Annotated in this window: 17 protein-coding genes; 8 read left to right on the forward strand and 9 right to left on the reverse strand. The window is 60.4% G+C overall.

Annotation, left to right across the window (positions count from 1 at the left end; genetic code table 11):
* Window positions 1–4 precede the first annotated feature (4 nt).
* Window positions 5–1,006, forward strand: a complete 1,002-nt coding sequence (cydB, locus tag J3P75_RS12270) for a cytochrome d ubiquinol oxidase subunit II (protein WP_434710751.1) — start codon at window positions 5–7, stop codon at window positions 1,004–1,006.
* Window positions 1,007–1,008: 2 nt separating this feature from the next.
* On the opposite strand, the gene J3P75_RS12275 is transcribed toward cydB, so the two are convergent.
* Complete coding sequence (locus J3P75_RS12275; RefSeq protein ID WP_434710753.1) at window positions 1,009–3,630, reverse strand: bifunctional diguanylate cyclase/phosphodiesterase; 2,622 nt, start codon at window positions 3,628–3,630, stop codon at window positions 1,009–1,011.
* A gap of 219 nt (window positions 3,631–3,849) precedes the next feature.
* Here J3P75_RS12275 and J3P75_RS12280 point away from each other — a divergent pair, with 219 nt between their 5' ends.
* Entirely contained in the window at window positions 3,850–6,045 is a 2,196-nt protein-coding gene (locus J3P75_RS12280) for an OsmC domain/YcaO domain-containing protein (RefSeq protein WP_434710755.1), read from the forward strand.
* A 203-nt stretch (window positions 6,046–6,248) separates the two neighbouring features.
* On the forward strand, window positions 6,249–6,707 hold the full coding sequence (locus J3P75_RS12285; RefSeq protein WP_434710756.1) for an REP-associated tyrosine transposase: 459 nt from the start codon (window positions 6,249–6,251) through the stop codon (window positions 6,705–6,707).
* A 261-nt stretch (window positions 6,708–6,968) separates the two neighbouring features.
* Here J3P75_RS12285 and J3P75_RS12290 read toward each other — a convergent pair whose 3' ends face one another.
* The 3 genes from J3P75_RS12290 to J3P75_RS12300 all read right to left on the reverse strand — a co-directional run bounded on the left by J3P75_RS12290 (window position 6,969) and on the right by J3P75_RS12300 (window position 9,096).
* Entirely contained in the window at window positions 6,969–7,463 is a 495-nt protein-coding gene (locus J3P75_RS12290) for a PaaI family thioesterase (protein ID WP_434710758.1), read from the reverse strand.
* Window positions 7,464–7,471: 8 nt separating this feature from the next.
* Window positions 7,472–8,629: a GGDEF domain-containing protein gene (locus tag J3P75_RS12295; RefSeq protein WP_434710760.1), complete on the reverse strand. Its 1,158-nt coding sequence runs from the start codon at window positions 8,627–8,629 to the stop codon at window positions 7,472–7,474.
* 218 nt (window positions 8,630–8,847) lie between these two features.
* Window positions 8,848–9,096, reverse strand: a complete 249-nt coding sequence (locus J3P75_RS12300; protein WP_434710762.1) for a hypothetical protein — start codon at window positions 9,094–9,096, stop codon at window positions 8,848–8,850.
* Window positions 9,097–9,261: 165 nt separating this feature from the next.
* Between J3P75_RS12300 and J3P75_RS12305 the strand changes: the two genes are divergently transcribed.
* Both J3P75_RS12305 and J3P75_RS12310 read left to right on the forward strand, forming a co-directional pair.
* Entirely contained in the window at window positions 9,262–9,906 is a 645-nt protein-coding gene (locus J3P75_RS12305; protein ID WP_434711275.1) for an ATPase, read from the forward strand.
* Between the two features lie 86 nt (window positions 9,907–9,992).
* A complete protein-coding gene (locus J3P75_RS12310; protein WP_093101244.1) occupies window positions 9,993–10,334 on the forward strand; it encodes a hypothetical protein in 342 nt (113 codons plus the stop codon).
* A gap of 749 nt (window positions 10,335–11,083) precedes the next feature.
* On the opposite strand, the gene J3P75_RS12315 is transcribed toward J3P75_RS12310, so the two are convergent.
* From J3P75_RS12315 to J3P75_RS12325, 3 genes are all read right to left on the reverse strand, one after another.
* Window positions 11,084–12,280: a GAF domain-containing sensor histidine kinase gene (locus tag J3P75_RS12315; protein WP_434710764.1), complete on the reverse strand. Its 1,197-nt coding sequence runs from the start codon at window positions 12,278–12,280 to the stop codon at window positions 11,084–11,086.
* A 1,006-nt stretch (window positions 12,281–13,286) separates the two neighbouring features.
* Window positions 13,287–14,126 carry a glutathione-dependent disulfide-bond oxidoreductase gene (yghU, locus tag J3P75_RS12320; RefSeq protein WP_434710765.1) on the reverse strand — a complete coding sequence of 280 codons (840 nt, stop codon included), beginning with the start codon at window positions 14,124–14,126 and terminating at the stop codon, window positions 13,287–13,289.
* Window positions 14,127–14,198: 72 nt separating this feature from the next.
* Window positions 14,199–15,131 (reverse strand): LysR family transcriptional regulator, encoded by a 933-nt coding sequence (locus J3P75_RS12325; RefSeq protein WP_434710767.1) that lies wholly within the window; start codon window positions 15,129–15,131, stop codon window positions 14,199–14,201.
* 127 nt (window positions 15,132–15,258) lie between these two features.
* Between J3P75_RS12325 and J3P75_RS12330 the strand changes: the two genes are divergently transcribed.
* Window positions 15,259–15,528, forward strand: a complete 270-nt coding sequence (locus J3P75_RS12330; RefSeq protein ID WP_434710769.1) for a DUF2798 domain-containing protein — start codon at window positions 15,259–15,261, stop codon at window positions 15,526–15,528.
* A 3-nt stretch (window positions 15,529–15,531) separates the two neighbouring features.
* Here the strand turns inward: J3P75_RS12330 and J3P75_RS12335 are convergent, their stop codons facing one another.
* On the reverse strand, window positions 15,532–16,035 hold the full coding sequence (locus J3P75_RS12335; protein ID WP_434710770.1) for a cupin: 504 nt from the start codon (window positions 16,033–16,035) through the stop codon (window positions 15,532–15,534).
* A 238-nt stretch (window positions 16,036–16,273) separates the two neighbouring features.
* On the opposite strand from J3P75_RS12335, the gene J3P75_RS12340 reads away from it, so the two are divergent.
* Entirely contained in the window at window positions 16,274–18,061 is a 1,788-nt protein-coding gene (locus tag J3P75_RS12340) for a thiamine pyrophosphate-requiring protein (RefSeq protein WP_434710772.1), read from the forward strand.
* A complete protein-coding gene (locus tag J3P75_RS12345) occupies window positions 18,058–18,795 on the forward strand; it encodes a DUF72 domain-containing protein (RefSeq protein ID WP_434710774.1) in 738 nt (245 codons plus the stop codon). Before J3P75_RS12340 ends, J3P75_RS12345 begins: the two co-directional genes overlap by 4 nt.
* Window positions 18,796–19,041: 246 nt before the next feature.
* Here J3P75_RS12345 and J3P75_RS12350 read toward each other — a convergent pair whose 3' ends face one another.
* A complete protein-coding gene (locus J3P75_RS12350) occupies window positions 19,042–19,263 on the reverse strand; it encodes a hypothetical protein (RefSeq protein WP_434710775.1) in 222 nt (73 codons plus the stop codon).
* Window positions 19,264–19,286: the final 23 nt, after the last annotated feature.

Raw genomic sequence — 19,286 nt, forward strand, 5'->3', positions numbered from 1 at the left:
CTGCATGGACACTGACTGGCTGACCCTGCTGTGCGCCGCCGCGCTGGCGTTCTCGGTGATGAACTACGTGATTCTCGATGGCACCGATCTGGGTGTCGGCATGCTCATGGGCGTGACCGCTTGCAGCCGCGAGCGCCGGGCCATGGCGGTGACGATTCTGCCGGTGTGGGACGCCAACGAGACATGGCTGGTACTCGGTGGCGGTGGGTTGCTCGCGTTGTTTCCGCTGGCTTACGCGATTTTGCTGCCGGCGCTGTATGTACCGTTCATTGTGATGTTCCTGGCGTTGATTGCGCGGGCGGTGGCGCTGGAGTTTCGCGATCATGCGTGCAGCGAACGGCGCAAACGGGCGATCGACAGTGTGTTGATGGGCGCATCGCTGCTGACCGGTTTCCTGCAAGGCGTGGTCCTCGGTACGTTGGTGCAGGGGGTCGCGCACCACAACGGCCAGTACAGCGGCGACGGCCGGGAATGGCTCAGTGCTTTTGCGCTGTTCTGCGGTGGGGTGCTGGTGCTCGGCTATCTATGGCTGGGCGCCTGCTGGCTTTATTGGCGGACGATGGATCAGTTGCAGCAGCGCTCGGCGCGCCAGGCGCGGGTTCTGGCGTTGATCGTGGTGCTGTCGCTGCTGACGCTGGTTGCGTGGACGGCCACGTTGTATCCGCAATACGCGCAACGCTTGATGGATATTCGGCTGTGGTTGCCGGCGGGGTTGCTCCTCGGCTTTTTATTGCTGGTCTTTGTCATGGGTTTTAACAGCCGCTGGGATTTCCTGCCGTTATTCGCTGCACTCGGTGTCTTCGTGCTGGCCTTCGCCGTGATGCTGGTCGCGCTGTTTCCCTACATCATCCCGCCGGACCTGACCCTGAGCGCCACGGCGTCCAGCCCGAACAGCCAGGTATTCATGCTGATCGGTTTTGCCGTGCTGGTACCGCTGACGCTGGCCTATAACACGTTCGGCTTCAAAGTCTTCAGCGGCAAGGTGCGGGTGGCGGGGCAGGGCTGAGCTCAGGTCACCCGGCCCTTTCTACCAGTCGTACCGCTGACTGGCGACAGGCGTGAGGCCCGCAACAACTCGGCAAACGCGGCTTTGTCGATCGGCCGACTCATGAAGTAGCCCTGCACTTCGTTGCATTGGTCGACGCCAAGGATATCCAGTTGCTCCTCGGTTTCGACACCTTCCGCGGTCACGGTCAGCCCCATGGCTTTACCCAGCCCGATGATCGCCTGCACCACCGCGCGATCGTTGGCGCCGCTGCTGATCGAGGCGATGAAGCGCTTGTCGATCTTGATGCCATCGAAGGGATAGGCGCGCAAGTAGCCGAGCGAGGAATAACCGGTGCCGAAATCGTCCATGTTCAGGCGCACGCCGAGTAGCTTCAGAGCGTTCATGGTCGCGAGTGCGCCGTCGGTGTCGTTGAGCATGACGTTCTCGGTGATCTCCAGCTCCAGGCGGCTGGCCGGGAAGCGCGTGGCGACCAGCACCTCGCGTACATCCTCGACCACATCACTGACGGCAAATTGCGCCGGCGACAGGTTCACCGACAACAGCACATCCTCGGGCCACGCCAGCGCGGTTTCGCAGGCTTCGCGCAACACCCAACGCCCGAGCGGCACGATCAGATCGGTCTGTTCGGCCAGCGGGATGAACACGTCCGGGCCGAGCAGCCCCTTGGTCGGATGCTGCCAGCGCACCAGCGCTTCGACCGAGACAATCTGCTTGCCATCGACCTTGTAGCGCGGCTGGTAATGCAGGATGAATTCGTTGTGCTTGAGCGCGTGGCGCATGTCGTCTTCCATCTGCCGACGCGTCTGGATCTGATCGCTCATGTGCGCTTCGAAATAGCACCAGGTGTTCTTGCCGTCGGATTTGGCCTGATACAAGGCAATGTCGGCATACCGAATCAGATCACTCGGCACGTAGCCATGGCGCCGACTCAGCGCGATGCCGATACTGGCGCCGATGTGCAGCGGATGTTCTTCGAACAGGATCGGCTGGTGCAGGCTGCCGATCAGGCGCGTGCAGAACTTGTCGATCTCATGATGACTGTCCATGCCGTTGAGCGCGACGATGAACTCATCGCCGCCCAGACGCGCGACGAGGTCATGTTCGCGGGTGCATTCGCGCAGGCGTGCGGCGACTTCCTGCAATACCGCGTCACCGGCCGGATGCCCGAGTGAATCGTTGATCGGTTTGAAGTTGTCGAGGTCGATCATCAGCAACGTCAGTGGCAGCGCGTGTTCCTTGAGCAGCAGGACGTCATCCAGATAACGCGCGAGTTTGTTGCGGTTCGGCAGGCCGGTCAAAGCATCGTGCATCGACAAGTGCTGGATCTGCGCATGGGCAGCCACTTCATCGGTGATGTCGCTGGCGGTGCCGCGATAGCCGACGACATCGTGCTGATGGAAGATTGGCCGCGCCGACAGCCGACAATGACGCGGCTGGCCGGAATGGTCGCGGTAGGTGCAGCGCAAATCGCCGCTGCTGGTTTCTTCGCTGAGCTTGCGCAGCCATTGGTCCAGCGGTGTGGTGTCGCAGGTCAGCAGTTCGCCGATGGGCTGACCCAGCCACAGGGTTTGCGGGTAACCGGTGACTTCGCTGAAACGTGCCGACAGATAAGTCAGCAACAAATTGCGGTCGATTTCCCAGATCCAGTCCGAAGCGGCCTCGGCCACGGCACGAAAACGCTCTTCACTGGCTTCAAGGGCATGGTTGGCACTTTCGAGAGCGAGGTTGGAAGCCTGCATCGCTTCGATACTGTTATCCACGTACTGCGAGGAGCGCAGTGCATGGCGGAAAAAATACGCCGTCAACAGCATCAGCACCACCAGCGTCGCGCCGAGAGGCGGGATCAGCGACCACAACAATTGCTGGCCGGGGCGCTGCAGGTCGGCGACCAGGCTGTAACCGGTGCTGTCGAGCGCCACCCTTGGCTGGCTGCTTTCGATGGTGTCATCCGGGGCCAGGGTCAGGTTGGTCAGGCCGTAGCCGCTGCCGATCTTGCGCAGTTTGGTCGGGGTCAGCTTGTCGACGAATATCAGTACTGAGGTGTTCTGCGGCTCATCGCGCGGGCGTTCGTCGTTGGGGATGATCGGTGCTGCGGTGATGAGCGCCGGCCAGCCTTCGAACAGCGAATAGGTGGCGACCGGTTTGGTCAGGTCGGGTTGGCTCAGCGCCTGCTCCAATAGAGCGGCGGCCGGTACCTGCAACACCTCGGAAATATCGGTGTCGACCATTTGCCCGCGAATCACCGAGTACTTGGTGCGATTGCGATCGATCACGAAGACACCGTCATAGCCGTCGCTGGTGAACATGGTTTTGCCCATGTTCTGCTCGGTGTAGGCCCAGTCGGTATCCACCGGCCCGCTCAAACGCTCATAGGCGGTGGTCCAGTAGGCGTAGCTGGTGATGTAGTTTTTCGAAGTGGTGATGCGGTTCTCCAGGGCTCGCGCCGAGTAGAACTGGTTTTGTTCGACGTCTTTTTTATCGAGCTGGCTGGCAATGCCGAGCAGGGCACTGACCGCGGCGATGACGCCAGCAATGAACAGTGCGCCGACGGCGATGGCCAGGCGGCGGGTGACCGCACGTTGCGGGCTCGGCAGAGGTGGCGCAGAAGCAGAAACGGCCATGTGCTCGTCCTTGATCCGGTGTCTTCTGAATCTAGAACAACGGCGCGGGGACATTGTTCAGATTGTTGTCATGGATGACGACGCGTTGCCTGGAAGTGTAGCGAATTTGCCGAAATTGCCAGTGTCGCCGGCCGGCGGCGAATCCCGAAAGCACAAGACATCGGGCGCAAAAGCCGGATAATGGCGGCCATTCGTTTAGCCGTATTCTGGTAATCCCGCATGGAAATCAAGGTCAACTTTCTCGACAACCTTCGACTTGAAGCCAAGTTCGACGACTTCACGGTGATCGCCGATCAGCCTATCCGCTATAAAGGCGATGGCTCGGCACCGGGACCGTTCGATTACTTTCTGGCATCGTCGGCGTTGTGTGCGGCTTACTTTGTGAAGTTGTACTGCGACACGCGTAATATCCCCACGGAAAATATTCGCCTGTCGCAGAACAACATCGTCGACCCGGAAAACCGCTACAACCAGATCTTCAAGATTCAGGTCGAATTGCCCGCGGATATCTCCGACAAGGACCGCCAGGGCATCTTGCGTTCGATCGATCGCTGCACCGTGAAGAAAGTCGTGCAGACCGGTCCGGAGTTCATCATCGAAGAAGTCGACAACCTCGATGCCGATGCTCAGGCCTTGCTGATGCCACATTCGGATTCTGAAGCGGGCACCTACATCGCCGGTAAAGACCTGCCGCTGGAGCAGACCATCGCCAACATGTCGGGCATCCTCGCCGACCTTGGCATGAAGATCGAAATCGCTTCGTGGCGCAACATCGTGCCTAACGTCTGGTCGCTGCACATCCGCGATGCGCATTCGCCCATGTGCTTCACCAACGGCAAGGGCGCCACCAAGGAAGGCGCGTTGGCTTCGGCGCTGGGCGAGTTCATCGAACGCCTGAACTGCAACTTTTTCTACAACGACCAGTTCTGGGGCGAAGAGATCGCCAACGCCGAGTTCGTCCATTACCCGGACGAACAATGGTTCAAACCGGGCGCGAAAGACGAGTTGCCGAGCGAGATCCTCGACGACTACACCCTCAAGATCTACAACCGCGACGGCGAGCTGCGCGGCTCGCACCTGTTCGATACCAACTCCGGCAACACCCAGCGCGGCATCTGCTCGCTGCCGTTCGTGCGTCAGTCGGACAACGAAGTGGTGTACTTCCCGTCCAACCTGATCGAAAACCTTTACCTGAGCAACGGCATGAGCGCTGGCAACACCCTGGCCGAAGCGCAGGTGCAGTGCCTGTCGGAAATTTTCGAGCGCGCGGTGAAACGCGAAATTCTCGAAGGCGAAATGGCCCTGCCGGACGTGCCGCAAGCAGTGCTGGAAAAATACCCGAGCATCCTCGCCGGCATCAAAGGCCTGGAAGAGCAGGGCTTCCCGGTGCTGGTCAAGGATGCCTCGCTGGGCGGTGAATTCCCGGTGATGTGCGTGACTCTGATGAACCCGCGCACCGGCGGCGTGTTCGCCTCCTTCGGTGCGCACCCGAGCCTCGAAGTGGCGCTGGAGCGCAGCCTGACCGAATTGCTTCAGGGCCGCAGTTTCGAAGGCCTCAACGACTTGCCGCAGCCGACGTTCTCCGGCCAGGCAGTGACCGAGCCGAACAACTTTGTCGAGCACTTCATCGATTCCAGCGGTGTGGTGTCGTGGCGTTTCTTCAGTGCCAAACCGGACTTCGAATTCGTCGAGTGGGACTTCTCCGGCCAGGGCGAAAACTCCAACGCCGAAGAAGCCGCGACGCTGTTCGGCATCCTTGAAGACATGGGCAAGGAAGTCTACATGGCGGTCTACGAACACATCGGTGCCAAGGCCTGCCGCATCCTCGTGCCGGACTATTCGGAGATCTACCCGATCGAAGACCTGATCTGGGACAACACCAACAAAGCCCTGCAATTTCGCGCCGACATCCTCAACCTGCACAACCTGAGCAAAGTCGGCCTGCGCAACCTCGCCCAAGGTCTGGAAAACAGCGAACAGGACGATTACACCGACATCACTACGCTGATCGGCATTGAGTTCGACGACAACACGCCGTGGGGCAAACTGACGATCCTCGAACTGCGCCTGCTGATCTACCTCGCCCTGCAGAAGTACGAACAAGCCAAGGATCTGGTGGAAGCCTTCTTGCAATACAACGACAACACCGTCGAACGCGGCTTGTTCTATCAAGCAGTCAACGTCGTGCTGGAAATGGAACTGGACGAGGATCTAGAGCTGGGAGACTACGAAGCCAACTTCCGCCGCATGTTCGGCGACGAGCGCATGGACGCAGCGATTGGCTCGGTCAACGGCAGCGTACGCTTCTACGGACTGACCCCGACGAGCATGAAGCTGGAAGGGCTGGATCGGCATTTGCGTTTGATTGAGAGCTACAGGAAGTTGCACTCGGCGCGGGCGGCATTTGCGCGCTGATTCCCCGTTAAAGAAGCACCGTCGGGTGCTTCTTTAACGCCCTATTCATTTTCTGACACATCCCGTCAATACTCCAAAAATCCCTATGGGAGCGAGCCTGCTAGCGATTGCCATTCACCAGACACATCCTGCCAAACGTCTGCCGATGCGTAGTCATTCAAGCCAACTAGCCTTCTCCTGAACACTTAAGGGAGGGGCACGGAATGCCCGATTCACCTTCATCACACCGTCTGCGTCACGGCCGCTACGCTGAATGCAACCGCATCTACTTGCTGACCACCAACACGTACCGCCGCATCCCGGTATTCCGGGACTTCGCTCTGGGGCGCCTGGTAGCGGAGCAGTTGCAGAGTGCGCATGATCATGGCGTGGTCAATTCATTGGCATGGGTCGTCATGCCTGATCATTTCCATTGGTTGGTAGAGCTACAGCAAGGGTCGTTGGGCGATCTGATGCAGAAAACCAAGTCGTTGAGTACTAAAGCGGTGAACAAGGATTCCGGCTCTAGGATGGTGCTTTGGCAGAAAGGATTTCATGACCGGGCCTTGAGGCGTGAGGAGGAACTGGTGAACGTCGCGCGCTATGTTGTAGCCAACCCGTTGCGAGCAGGGCTGGTTCAAAAGCTTGCCGATTATCCGCTGTGGGGCGCTATCTGGGTTTGAGCTGAGACCGGGTTGCCGCCATCGCTAGCAGGGCTAGCTCCCACAAGGTATGCGTCGATCAGAATGTTGTGATGGCTCCCGGGATCGGAACCCATTGCCTGAGGCGCTCCCACAAGGTATGCGTCGATCAGAATGTTGTGATGGCTCCCGGGATCGGAACACATTGCCTGAGGCGCTCATATAACCTGTGGGAGCTAGCCCTGCTAGCGATGAAGGCAACCCGGTCTGTCAGTCTGTCGCAAAGAATTTTGATACCAGGCTTCAACGCCCATGCGCCGCATCCGCCAACTGCCCAGTATCCACGCGTACAAACACCGAATCGCCCACTGCCGTCAGCACTTCCCCGGCATACACTTCGCAAATCACTCGCGTCTTGCGCCCGACTTCACCATCAACCCTGGCTCGCAAGATCAGCGGCACGCCCATCGGTGTCGGTTTGATGAATTTGATGCCCAGATTGCCGGTGACACAGTCGATGCGCGGCAGGCTGCCGGCTTCGCGGTTTTCTGCGCGGTAGTGGTAGGCCATCGCTGTCCAGTTGGAGTGGCAGTCGACCAGCATGGCGATCAGGCCGCCGTAGACCAGATCCGGCCAGCCGCAATATTGGCCGTCCGGCAGGTGCTCGGCGATGACGTGGACGCCGTCGTCGTGCCAGCGGCTCTTGACGTGCAGGCCATGCGGGTTGCGGCCGCCGCAGCCGTAGCAGACGCCTTCGGGGGCAGCGAGATCTTGCAGTGGCGTGTCGAGGCTGGACATAGTTTTTATTATCCTGGAGTGGTGAGCCCGGTCAGACGCAGGCGATTGCGTCCGCCGCGTTTGGATTCGTATAGCGCCAGATCACCTTGTTCGATCAGTGCCGTGAGACTGGCCGGGGCCGTGTCGAACGCGGTGGCGCCGATGCTCAGAGTGACGGCGGACGGCGTCAGGAAGCTCTGTGACGCCATGGCATGAAATTGGTCGCGCAGGGTGTCGCCGAGTTCGACGATGCGCTCACTGGAAGCGTTGTTCAACAGAATGACAAACTCGTCACCGCCGAGCCGCGCGGTCAGTGCATTGCGCGGCAGGGCCGCAAGAATCATTTCGCTCAGGGCGATCAGCAAGCGGTCGCCAGCGGTGTGGCCGTAGTGGTCGTTGACCAGTTTGAAGTTGTCGATGTCGATCAGCAGCAGGGCGCCTGGCTGTTGCGGCGACACCTGTTGCAGCAGGCGCGGTGCACGTTTTTCCAGCGCGCGGCGGTTGTACAGGGCGGTCAGCGGGTCGCGCTCGGCGAGGCGGGCGATCTGCTCTTCCCGTCGATAGCGTTCGGTGCCGGTCATCGACAACGCGATCAACATGATCGCCATCGCGCCTTCGACCAGGGAAATCTGAATGATCTCACCGCGAAACGCCGCCAGATCGATCAACGTGCCGGGTATCACCACGGTCAGCGCTTTGGCCACGTAGAACAGGCCATGACCGAGCAGCACGTAGCGCAGTTGCACCGCGCCGACACTTAGCGATTTGCCGTGCGGGCGCAGCAGTGAGCTGGCCTTGAGCGTCGGGATCGCCACCAATAGCGAATTGGCCACCAGCATGGCTTTCGACCACAGCGGCCCGTCCGGTAACAGGAGCATCACCAGCCAGATCAGGAACACCAGATACCAGGCCGGCGACAGCCGCGTCTGGGTAAAGCGCGCAACGCCCAGCAGGAAAAAGAAGTGCGCGGTCATCAGCAGGCCATTGGCGAACCAGATGCCAAGCCACAGGAAGCCGCTGCTGCGCATCAGGGCGAGCGTCGAGCCGACGCTGATAGTGGCGAAACCGGCGCTCCAGAACAGCAGCGAAGATTCACGAATACTGCGCCATTCGACCGCCAGGTACAGCGCGGCAGCGGCTGCAAGTGCGATGGTGATGGTGAGCATCGTTGGCGGGTCGAGCAGCATTTCCGGGCGGGCCTGTCTGATTGGGCGGTAAGACCGGCGATTGTAAGCGTTCGGGCAGATTTTTCGCAGAGGGCGCGGTCGGCGTGCACCGCCGCGCCTTGGCTTTATTGACTGGAGTCGAGCACCACGCGATAGCGCGCCTTGCCGCTGCGCAGGTGGTCGACCGCCTCGTTGACCTTGCTCATCGGGAATCTCGACCTGCCGGCAAGTCTAGACGGTCATGGCGTGGGCGCGAGCCAGGTGTCCACCACTCGGCGATCCAGCTCCTCCCAATAAGCCATACCCAACACGCGCGTGGTGTTGAGCCCGCGCAGGTAACCGCGCAACTGGTTGGCAGTGTCTTTGATCAGTTGTGGATCGCGACGGTTTTTGTCTAGCAAGACACTTTCGTACTGCACCAGATACTCGGCCACGCGCTCGCGATATTCGGGAAAAACGGCGTCACGGATCAGGTCAAACGTTCTCAAGGCAAACCTCACGGGTCTTTGTCGTTGTATTGGAGTGTCTCGCAGTCTGCGCGAGCGCAACTATTGCTAGAAGTAATAGTGACCATCAAGAAACGCAAGTTCTGCTTTGCCGGCAATCGGTGGAAAATCGCCTCCATCGACCACGCCGCTCAAGGAAATTGCGCGATGAACATCCTGCCCCGACTGGCTTTGCTCGCCCTGCTGACCGCGGGTGCGATGTTTACCGCACCGACCTACGCAGCCGACGCCGGGGCGTGCCACTTCCAGAGCCTGGGTGGCAGCAGCGCGACCTTGCAGCCTTCGCAAACCGTCGGCGTGTTGCTCAGTGCGAACACCCTGGACAACCTGCAATACCTCGAGCGGTACCACGACATGGCGGCCAACGGCGCGAAAGATGCGCTGGATTCGCGGATTCGCGAAGCGTTTGTCGGCAGCTCCGATCCGGAGCTGGCGATCGACTGGTTGGTGAGTTCGTTGCAACAGCAGTTTCTGTCGGTGACGGTCTACGACAACCTCGATGCGCTGGTGCAGGCGCATCCGGACGTGGTGGTCAAGCTCGACACCTTCAACCGCTTGTTGACCCAGCGTAACAGCCTGGTCGAGGCGCGCTTTACCGCACGTTTCTACGACGCCGACCTGCAGTACATTGGCAAGGCTGAAGGGGCGGTGGAAAAACAGCTGCCTTCGGTGTGGGTGCATGACCAGGCCGCGCCGGCGATTGCGGCGCAGATCGACAAACAGCGCGACCTGCAATTCGATGCCTTGAAGCAATTCGATGTGTCGCTCAAGGCCCTGGTGGCGTCGAGCTGATCTCTCAAAACATAAATGGCAACGGCGGCTCCGTGAGGCTGGACCGTTGCCGGTTGAACCGAACCTTTATTTTCAGGATTACCCCGATGCGTCTTTTATTCGTTCCTGCCATGGCTGTCGCTTCCTTGTTGCTCGCCGGTTGTGCTTCGGCACCGAACAATCCGAGCCTGACCTTGCAGACCAGCAAGACTCCTGAGCAGTACGCCGAGTGCGTGGTGCCCAAGTTGCAGGGCAGTGCGCTGCACCCGACGGTTTCGCAGACCCAGCGCAGTTATCGGATCGTGGTGCCGAGCAAGATTTCCGCGGACAACGTGCTTGAGGCTTACAAGGCGGGGAATGGCGGCAAGGTGTTCATTTATGAGCGGCATTTGCTGGCGTCGAATTTGTTGCCGTCGAGTTTTGAGCGGGCGGCGCAGGATTGCATCTGATTTTTTGATTTGGCTGAGCTCCTTTGGTTGGCCGCAACCAACCAATTCCTTTGCCCCACGCCTTTTGGTTGTGGGGTTTTTTTTTGTGTCTTGGCGGCCTTCGGGCCGACCATGCTCTGGTTGTTTTGGGGCCATATCCGTTGCTTCGGGGGTGGCTTCTGGCGGTTTCGCCCTTACGGCGAGTCCCTTTTTCAAACGCCAAAAAGGAACCAAAAGGCTTTGCTCCTACGTACGGCCCTCGCAGGCTCGGGTCCCTTCGCTCCGGGATCGATCCGGGCGCAGCGGCTACGGTTTGCTTCGCTGCACCTCCTTCCGCTGTGTACGACTGCGTCGTACGGTCGCTGCGCTCCCACGCCCGGATCAATCCCTCCACTCAGCCTTCCGATGTCGCTGGTTAGGCAAGATCAAGATCAAGAGCACTCGAGCTGGCGCTCATTGTTGAGTGGTTAGGAGCGGGTGTGATGGCTTTGGGTTTGTGGTGTGGCGGCCCCTCATCGGAACGCCGCCCGCCCAGCCGCCTCCCCTAGGAGAGGGAGCCGATCTGCTTTGGCTTTGAAAATTGCGTACGACTCGGTATCCCAGGTCGGCGTATTCCTCGCATCCACCACGGTCAGTCCCCTCTCCCTCTGGGAGAGGGCTAGGGTGAGGGGCTTTTGATTTTGCTTTCAAAGTCTGCATTCGACCCGGTATTTCACGTCGGCGTATCTCGTCCATCCACCGCGGTTGTTCCCTCTCTCTTCGGGAGAGGGCTAGGGTGAGGGATGGAGGCGGGCCGGGAATTTTGTCGTGAAGCAGGTTCCCGCTTCGGCGTCTGACGTCACGTGCAGCGTGCCGTTGTGCGCGGCTGCTATCTGCGCGGCGATGTACAGCCCCAGGCCCAGACCCTCGCGGCTTTGCTCGGCTTCGGCGCGGGTAAAGGGTTCGAACAGTCGCGGCAACAATTGCGCCGGAATCGGGGTGCCGTGGTTGGTCAGGGTGATGACAATCTCGTCGTTTTCGGCGCAGGCCTTGAGGACGATCGGCGCGCTGTTCGAGCCATGGGTGGCGGCGTTGCTCAGCAGGTTGGAGAGCAATTGGCTGATGCGCAGGGCGTCGCAGTAGACCCCTGTCGGCAAATCCAGATCATTAACAAACGTTGCCTGCGGATAAGCCGCCTGCGCTTCGGCGACGCTCAGTTGCAACACCTGATTCAGGTCGCGCACGAACTTGCGCTGCACCGGGATGCCGCTGCCCAGGCGACCGCGGGCGAAGTCGAGGATGTTCTCGATCAATACGCCCATGCGCACCGAGCTGTTGCGAATCGCCGCGATCAGGTTCAGCGAGCGCTTGTCCTCGGTTCTGCTGTGCAGCAGGTCGGCGCTCATGCGCACGGCGCTCAGCGGGGTGCGCAGGTCGTGGCCCAGCACGGCGATGAATTGCTCGCGCAGGCGCCCGAGTTCGTTGGCGTTGCTCAGCTCGACGGTGGTCGCTTCCAGACGATTCTGGGTGTCGAGGCTCATGGCAATCAGTTGCGCGAACAGCGTGAGTGTCTTGGCGATGGCCGGTTCGTCGAGGTTTGCCGGCACCGAGTCGATCGCGCAAAGAGTGCCGAAGAAGTTGCCGTTGGCCTGAATGATCGGGATGGAAATATAGCTTTCCAGCCCGTAGGCCTTCGGCGTGTGGTGCACGGAGAAGATCGGGTGGGCACTGGCCTGGCCGAAGATCACCGGTTGCTGGTGTTGGCGGATTTCATGGCAAATGGTCGATTCGAGCACCAGTTCGCCGCCCGGCAACAGGCCGAAATCGATCGAGTCATCCACGGCGCAGGCTACCCAGTTGCGCTCGGTAACCCGGGCCACTGCGGCAAAACGCATGCCGGTGAGGTGTTTGACCATGCTCAGGATCACCGGCACCGCGTCAATGCGGTTGATGGCTTCGATGTCGGGGGCAAATGCCGGGTCGGTCATGGTGCGATGCTTCTTGAGGAATTCGCTGGGAGACTATCGCGGATTGCGGTTGATGACTAACAGTGGGTAGCGGAAACAGGGCCCTGCGGGCGGTTCCGGGGCGCCCTTGTTATTGATGTTGGGAACTGTTGGCGGACTTTTCACACTTTTTGATGTGGGTACATATCCGTTGCTGCGGTAACGGCGGCTTAAGGTTCCGCCCTTACGGCGGGTCACCTTTTTCAAACGCCAAAAAGGTAACCCAAAACGCTTGCTCCTACGTTCGGCCCTCGCAGGCTCGGGTCCCTTCGCTGCGGGATCGATCCGGGCGCAGCGGCTACGGTTTGCTGCGCTGCACCTACTTCCGCTGTGTCTGGCTACGCCAGACGGTCGCTGCGCTCCCACGCCCGGATCAATCCCTCCACTCAGCCTTCCGATGTCGCCGGTGGATCAAGATCAAAAGCAGGCGAGCTGACACTCGGCCTATTGAGTGGTGAGAAGCGGCGCATGGCTTTGGATTTGCAGTGGATTTGCCCCTCATCGGAACGCCGCCCGCCCAGCCCTCTCCCCCTGGAGAGGGAGCCGATTTGGGTTGGCTTGGAAATTTGTATTCGACTCAGTATTTCTTGTCGGCGTAACTCTCGCATCCACCTCGATCAGTCCCCTCTCCCTCCGGGAGAGGGATAGGCGGGCGGCGTTCCGATGAGGGGCTTTTGATTTTCAGACTGATTTCAGCCTCGGCCTTCAACATCGCTGGTATCAAGATCAAAGGCAGGCGAGCTGGGCACTCGGCCTGCTGGCTGTACTCGGTTTCTGTGGGAGCTGGCTTGCCAGCGATGACGGTCTGACAGCCAATCAAAATCTGTCAGATGTACCTGGCCCAACTGTGGGAGCCAGCCTGCTGGCGATGGCTTTCTTTCAGTCAATGCGATGTTGAATGTTCAACCGCTATCGCTTGCAGGCAAGCTCCTACAGTTTGACCGCGTTCTTTCAGCCGGAACGCGGTCAGCCTGTAACGATGGCGATTTCAGTTCAGATCATCTGCACTATGGCGTTCAGGCACTTGGCTGGCTTCGTCGCCCCAGGTGCGATTGACCCGCTGGCCGCGCATCACTGCCGGGCGTTTGGCGATGGCTTCGGCCCAGCGCTGCACGTGGGTGTATTCGTGCGCGGCGAGGAATTCGGCGGCGGAGTAGACGTTGTTGCGCACCAGTTGCCCGTACCACGGCCACACCGCGATGTCGGCGATGCTGTACTCGTCACCGGCCAGGTAGGCGTTCTCTGCAAGACGCTGATTGAGCACGTCCAGTTGCCGCTTGGCTTCCATGGTGAAGCGGTTGATCGGGTATTCGAGTTTTTCCGGAGCATACGCGTAGAAATGCCCGAAGCCACCGCCCAGGTAAGGCGCCGAGCCCATCTGCCAGAACAGCCAGTTGAGTGTTTCGGTGCGTCCGGCGGGTTCTTTGGGCAGGAAGGCGCCGAATTTTTCCGCCAGGTACAGCAGGATCGAGCCGGATTCGAACACGCGGATCGGTGGTTCGACGCTACGGTCCAGCAGCGCCGGAATCTTCGAGTTCGGGTTGATCTCGACGAAACCGCTGGAGAACTGATCGCCCTCGCCGATGCGGATCAGCCACGCGTCGTATTCGGCGCCGGCATGCCCCAGCGCCAGCAATTCCTCAAGCAGGATGGTCACTTTCACGCCGTTGGGCGTTGCCAGCGAATACAGCTGCAAGGGATGTTTGCCGACCGGCAGGGTCTTGTCGTGAGTCGGCCCGGCGATCGGGCGGTTGATACTGGCGAAGTGGCCGCCGGACGGGGCTTCGTGTTTCCAGACTTTGGGCGGAACGTAAGGCGCATTGCTCATGAATCGGACCTCATCGTGGGCAGGCTGAAAGTAGATGATCACCGTAAGGAAAATTGCCGGCGCATGCCAGAGTTAGTTGCTGGCAGCTGACTCGTGCATCGGCCAGCGTGCGGCCAGTTGCTGTGTCAGGTACGCGAGGAATGCGCGGACTTTGGGCGTCATCGCGGCGCGTTCCTGCACGCAGGCGAAGATATCCATCGGCTCGGTGACTGCGCTGTGCGGGTTGTCGAACAACGGCAACAATTGGCCGCTGGCCAGATACGGCGCGGCGACGAACTCGGCCAGACGGGTGATACCCGCGCCATGCACGGCCATTTGCGTCAGCGCGTCGATATCGTCGCTGATCGCGCTGGCCTGGATGGGCGCGTCATAACGCTGCCCGTCGCGGACAAAACCCCAGCGCAGGAAGCGCCCGTCCAGCGGGTAACGAAAGGCCAGGCAGGCGTGGTGTTGCAAGTCATCAGGCGATTGCGGCCAACCGGCGCGCGCAAGATAAGCCGGCGCGGCGCAAAGAATGAAGGGCAGCGAGACCAGCTTGCGCGCGACGATGCCGTCTTCGAGTTGCGGGCGGATGCGCAAGCTCAGGTCGATGCCATCCTGAATATGGTTGATCTTGCCGTCGGTGGTCGACAGCTCGATCAGCAGGCCTGGGTGTTGCGCGGCGAATCCAGCGATCAGGCCCGCGAGCACGTGCCGGCCGAACGCGGCGGTGGAGGCGATGACCAGACGTCCTTTGAGTTCTTCCTGATCGCCGCAGATCGAACTCTGCGCGGATTCCAGATCCGCCGCAATCTGCCTGACCTTTTCGTAATACACCGCGCCGTTCTCAGTCAGCGCCATGCTCCGCGTGGTGCGTTGCAGCAGGCGCACGCCCAGATGCGCTTCGAGACGGTTGAGCGTCTGGCTCACGGCCGCCGCGCTGACCCCCAGCGATTTGGCGGCGCCGACAATCGAGCCGGATTCCACCACTTTGATAAAACTGGCAATCGCCGCGAGAAGATTCATTCAGGAGGTGTGCACCGCAGATTCGTAAGTTGTGCTTTATAAAGTACCTGCCGCTAGCCGTCTAGTTGCCTGTCTGCGGCGTTGCTAAGGTGCAGGCTCCCTGTCAACGCCAATGGAAAAAAGCCCTATGAGTGAAGCCACCGAAACCGCCATTTCCAGCCGCCCCAAGCTCTCGCCGCGCGCCACGCCGTATTTGTTTGCGTTGTACATGGCGACGATCATGGCCTTTCTCATGTCGCTGGTGATCACCGCAGCGAACGCCGGCATTGATAACGATTACCTGAGCAATGCCTTGCACGCCTACAAACTGGCGATGCCGGTGGCCTTTCTGTGCATTCTGGTGGTTCGGCCAGTGGTGAGCAGACTCGTCGCGCTGACCGTGCACCCGCATCGCTGAGCGCTATCTGGCCCAGTGCTGCAACAGCGCGCCGTGCTCGCCCTGCATCGGATCCCGCTGCGGGAACTCCAGGTTCGCGAGGTTCTGAAGTTGCTCGGCACTCGGCGCGTCCGTGCAGATATCGCCTTGCTGCCCCGGCGGATACGCGCCGACCACGAGAAAGTCAGGGCTGGATTCAAGGCTGCAATGGCCAGTGCCGACCGGCAGCAGCAACACATCGCCGGCACTGACTTGCACCTCACGTCCACCGGGCCCGCCGAGCATCAGCCGCGCATGACCCTGGGCGACCCCGAGTACCTCATGGCCCTGGGTGTGATAGTGGTGAAAATCGTAGACGTGGTAGCGAAACTGCGGCGGCCAGCCGTTGGCCTGAAAGGTCTTTTCGAACAGCGCGGCCGGGTCGTCGCCTTCGAGGGCTAATGCGTTGGAATACACCAGCACCGGCAATTGCGGATTGTTCGGTACCCAGTCGTTACGCTCGAGCAAAAAGCTAGTTACGTCAGTCATCGTTCGTCCTCCGGCGGTCGTTGTGCTGTCGACCGCAGGGGAGGGCAAACGCCTCAGAAAAACTCGTCGAGTGGCTGACAAAAGGCTCACCGATGCGTCATCCAGTCTCGCTGGCGAATCGCTCGCCAGTGCAAATTCATCGAAACTTCGCCGTTCCGTCGATGGTCCAGACCCATACACCTGCCGGCGCGTGCCGCGTCGCAAATGCACCCTTAAACGGTGAAAGGCGAGGATCAAGATGACGATGACAGTGGGAGATTTTCTGGTCGAACGGCTCAGCGAGTGGGGCGTGACGCGCATTTTTGGCTACCCGGGCGACGGAATCAACGGCGTGTTCGGTGCGCTGAGCCGGGCGCAGGGCAAGATCGAATTCGTCCAGGCGCGGCACGAGGAAATGGCCGCGTTCATGGCCTCGGCCCACGCCAAATTCACCGGAGAACTGGGCGTGTGCATCGCCACGTCCGGCCCTGGCGCTTCTCACTTGATCACCGGTCTTTACGATGCACGGATGGACCATATGCCGGTGCTGGCCATCGTCGGTCAGCAGGCACGCACCGCGCTGGGCAGTCACTACCAGCAAGAACTCGATCTCGTGTCGATGTTCAAGGACGTCGCCGGCGCGTTCGTGCAGCAGGCCTCAGCGCCGTCGCAGGTGCGTCATCTGCTTGATCGCGCGGTACGCACTGCGGTCGGTGAACGGCGAGTGACGGCGATTATTCTGCCCAATGATTTGCAGGATCTGCCCTACGAAGCACCGGCGAGGGCCCACGGCACCGCGCATTCCGGCGTCGGTTACAGCAAGCCGAAAGTGCTGCCTTACGAGGCGGATCTGCAGCGCGCCGCCGAGGTGCTCAACGCCGGCGAGAAAGTTGCCATTCTGGTCGGCGCCGGGGCGTTGCAGGCGACCGATGAGGTGATTGCCGTGGCGGAAAAACTCGGCGCCGGGGTGGCCAAGGCGTTGCTCGGCAAAGCCGTATTACCCGACGAGTTACCGTGGGTCACCGGCAGCATCGGCCTGCTCGGCACCGAGCCGAGCTACAAGCTGATGAGCGAATGCGACACCTTGCTGATGATCGGTTCAGGTTTTCCGTATTCGGAATTCCTGCCCAAAGAGGGCCAGGCCCGTGGCGTGCAGATCGATTTGCAACCGGACATGCTCAGCCTGCGCTACCCGATGGAGGTCAACCTGGTCGGCGACGCAGCAGAAACGCTCGCCGCGCTGTTGCCGCTGCTGGAGAAAAAAGACGCGGGCAAATGGCGCAAGAAAATCGAAGGCTGGCGCGGCACCTGGGAGAAAACCCTGGAAAAACGCGCCATGGCCAAAGCCAATCCGATCAACCCTCAACGCGTGGTTTATGAGCTGTCACCACGCCTGCCCGAGCAGGCGATCATCACCAGCGATTCCGGCTCGTGCGCCAACTGGTACGCACGCGATCTGAAAACCCGCCGCGGCATGAAATGCTCGCTGTCCGGCGGTCTTGCCTCGATGGGCGCCGCCGTGCCCTACGCGATTGCTGCCAAGTTCGCCTACCCCGAACGTTCGGTCATCGCGCTGGTTGGCGATGGCGCGATGCAGATGAACAACATGGCCGAGCTGATCACAGTCGCCAAATACTGGCGGCAGTGGGCAAGCCCGAAATGGATCTGCGCGGTGTTCAACAACGAAGACCTCAATCAGGTGACCTGGGAGCAGCGGGTGATGGAGGGCGATCCGAAGTTCGAGGTTTCGCAAAGCATTCCCGATGTGCCGTATCACCTGTTCGCCATCTCGATTGGCCTCAAGGGTATTTATGTCGAACGTGAGGAGGACGTCGCCGCCGCGTGGGAGCAGGCGCTGGCCTCGGACGTGCCGGTGCTGATCGAATTCAAGACCGACCCGAACGTGCCGCCGCTACCGCCACACATCAAGCTGGAGCAGGCGAAGAAGTTTGCGAGCACGCTGCTCAAAGGCGACCCGGACGAGGCCGGCGTGATTGTGCAAACCGCCAAGCAAGTCCTCGGCGCGGTGTTGCCAGGCAAGAAATGAACAGCGATGAGCGTCAAGCAAAACTGTTGATTGGTTGTGCCGGCTGGAGTCTGGGCCGTGAATACTGGCCGCAATTTCCCTCGGTCGGCACGCATTTGCAGCGCTATGCGGCGCGGCTCAATGCCGTGGAGATCAACAGCTCGTTCTACCGTGCGCATCGACGCGAGACCTACGAACGCTGGGCTGACTCGGTGGCGGACGGTTTTCGCTTTTCGGTAAAAATGCCCAAACAGATCACCCATGAGCGGCGCTTGCTTGATTGCGAAACGTTGCTCGACGAATTTCTCGCGCAGTGCGGCGGGCTGGGGGATCGATTCGGGTGTCTGCTGGTGCAGTTGCCGCCGTCGCTGGGGTTTGATGCGGTTGAGGCAGACGGGTTTTTCTGTGCGTTGCGTGAGCGCTTTGACGGTGCGGTGGTGCTGGAGCCGCGTCACGAATCCTGGGTGGCGGCTGAGCCGATGCTGGTCAGTCATCGAATCGCTCAGGCAGCGGTGGATCCCTCGCGCATCAGTACCGACAGCGAACCGCGCGGCTGGGCGGGGGTGCGGTATTGGCGGTTGCATGGATCGCCGCGGATTTATTTCAGCGATTATTCGGCGGATTTTCTGCAGGTGCTCGGGCGCCGGTTGTTGGCCGAGGCGGCGCAAGGAGTGGAGACGTGGTGCATTTTTGATAACACGGCGGGTGGGGCTGCGTTGGGGAATGCGTTGAGCCTGCGAAAGCCCTCACCCTAGCCCTCTCCCAGGGGGAGAGGGGACCGAATGGGGATTATTCGAGAGCTGCACCGACTTGAACGATCGGCTTTGAATCCATAATCGACTCGGTCTTTCAGGTCGATGTAGGACGGAAGACATCGCGGTCAGTTCCCTCTCCCTCCGGGCGGTCCGACGTTTCGGGAGGGCTAGGGTGAGGGCCGACGGTCTCGAACCCGAAGAACATTCAGCGCCGAGCCCATTCCAACTCACACTGACCAAACCACCTCAGTTGCCATCCGCCACCTTGCGCTCGATCTCATCCACCTTGCGCTGCAGCTCTCCGGCATCCTGCTCCTTCACACGAGTCGACGACGGTGTGATGACCTTGTCCACGCCCTCGGTGGTTTCATCGCGATCTTCAAGAGCACGCTCGACCACATTCACCGGTTTGCCAGAGGTGTCGGTAGGTGGGCCGTTCGGGGTTTTGTCGTTGTGGTTGCTGTTCATGGTGATGACCTCCATTGGTGTAA

Source organism: Pseudomonas sp. R1-1 (assembly GCF_051132135.1).
GTDB lineage: Bacteria > Pseudomonadota > Gammaproteobacteria > Pseudomonadales > Pseudomonadaceae > Aquipseudomonas.